Source organism: Streptomyces sp. NRRL WC-3549, assembly GCF_000721935.1.
Lineage (GTDB): Bacteria > Actinomycetota > Actinomycetes > Streptomycetales > Streptomycetaceae > Streptomyces.
The window spans coordinates 45,746-47,744 of record NZ_KL585430.1; the positions used below are offsets into that span (position 1 = coordinate 45,746).

2 protein-coding genes are annotated in these 1,999 nt (G+C 70.3%); one reads left to right on the forward strand and one right to left on the reverse strand.

The genetic code is table 11. The annotated features are described in order from the left end of the window. On the reverse strand, positions 1–598 hold a 598-nt coding region (locus IH13_RS0130350; protein WP_063837515.1), incomplete at its 3' end, for a 2,3-bisphosphoglycerate-dependent phosphoglycerate mutase. 207 nt (positions 599–805) lie between these two features. On the opposite strand from IH13_RS0130350, the gene IH13_RS0130355 reads away from it, so the two are divergent. Beyond that, positions 806–1,999: MDR family MFS transporter (locus IH13_RS0130355; protein ID WP_031089292.1), on the forward strand; the 1,194-nt coding region annotated here is incomplete at its 3' end.

Consider the following 1,999-nt stretch of genomic DNA (forward strand, 5'->3'; position numbering starts at 1 on the left):
TGCCGTCCAGGTGCTTCACCAGCGCGCGCAGGCTGTTGCCGTGGGCGGCGACCAGGACCGTGCGGCCGGTGAGGAGGTCCGGGACGATGCCGTCGTACCAGTACGGCATCATGCGGATGACGACGTCCTTGAGGCACTCGGTGCGCGGGCGCAGCTCCGGCGGGATCGTCGCGTAGCGGGCGTCGTCGCTCTGCGAGAACTCCGTGCCGTCCTCGAGCACCGGCGGCGGGGTGTCGTACGAGCGGCGCCACAGCATGAACTGCTCCTCGCCGAACTCGGCGAGCGTCTGCGCCTTGTCCTTGCCCTGGAGCGCGCCGTAGTGGCGCTCGTTCAGGCGCCAGGAGCGGTGTACGGGGATCCAGTGGCGGTCGGCCGCCTCCAGCGAGAGCTGGGCGGTGCGGATCGCGCGCTTCTGGAGGGAGGTGTGCACGACGTCCGGGAGCAGGCCGGCGTCCTTGAGCAGCTCACCGCCGCGGACCGCCTCCTTCTCTCCCTTGTCGGTGAGGTCTACGTCCACCCAACCGGTGAACAGGTTCTTCGCGTTCCATTCGCTCTCGCCGTGGCGGAGGAGGATCAGCTTGTACGGTGCGTCGGCCATACGCCCGAGCGTAATCGAAGCGCATCGGGCCGCGCGCGCCCGGTCACAGGGCGGACAGGGGTGCCGCGGTCGTCGGCCGCGGCGTGACGTTTGACGGGCGCCGTCAATTGAGTGGCGGCCCGGGAACCCCGCTTCGTAATGTTCGGACAGCTGGCGGGCCACTTACCGCAGCCGCATCCGTTCCGTACGTCCTCAGGGGGAAGAGCCATGTCCGTCGCCGGTCTCAGAAAGGCGGCACACGAGACGGTCGCGGGTCTCCCCAGGGAGTTCTGGTGGCTGTGGACCAGCACGCTCGTCAACCGGCTCGGGGCGTTCGTCGCCACGTTCATGGCGCTGTACCTGACCATGGACCGGGGCTACTCGGCCTCGTACGCGGGACTGGTCGCCGCGCTCCACGGGCTCGGCGGGGTCGTCTCCTCGCTGGGGGCCGGGGTGATGACGGACCGGCTGGGGCGGCGGCCCACCATGCTGATCGCCCAGCTGTCCACCGCCGTCTCCGTCGCGGTCCTCGGGTTCATGGTCCACCCGCTCGCCATCGCGGGCGTGGCGTTCGTGGTCGGGATGGCGTCCAACGCGTCCCGGCCGGCCGTGCAGGCGATGATGGCCGACATCGTGCGGCCCGAGGACCGGGTGCGGGCCTTCTCGCTCAACTACTGGGCGATCAACCTGGGCTTCGCCGTCTCGTCGGCCGGGGCCGGGTTCGTCGCCGAGTACAGCTATCTGGCCGGGTTCATGGGAGAGGCGGCCATGACGCTGGCCTGCGCCGTGCTCGTCTTCCTGAAGGTGCCGGAGTCCCGGCCCGAAGAGGTGCGGGTACCGGCCGGTGGCCGCGCCCCCGACGACGTGAAGCTGACCACCGTCCTGCGTGACGGACGCTTCATGGGCGTCGTGGGACTGTCGTTCCTCGTGGCGCTGATCTTCCAGCAGGGCTACGTCGGGCTGCCGGTGGCCATGGGCACGGACGGGCTGTCCAGCTCCGACTTCGGCACCGCCATCGCCGTGAACGGGGTGCTGATCGTCGTCATGCAGATCCCGGTGACGCGCTTCATCCAGCACCGCGACCCGCGCCGCCTGCTGATCATCTCGTCGGTGCTCGCCGGGTACGGCTTCGGGCTGACCGCGTTCGCCGGGTCCGTCGGTGTGTACGCGCTGACGGTGTGCGTCTGGACGCTGGCCGAGATCATCAACGCGCCGACGCAGACGGGCATCGTCGTCCAGCTGTCCCCGGCGCACGGCCGGGGCCGCTACCAGGGGATGTACACGATGTCCTGGTCGGCGGCGGCCCTCGTCGCCCCGCTGATGTCCGGCGTGGTCATCGACCACTACGGCGCCGACTGGCTCTGGGGGACCTGCGCGGTGCTCGGCACGGTGGCCGGGCTCGGCTACTGGCTGCTGATGCGT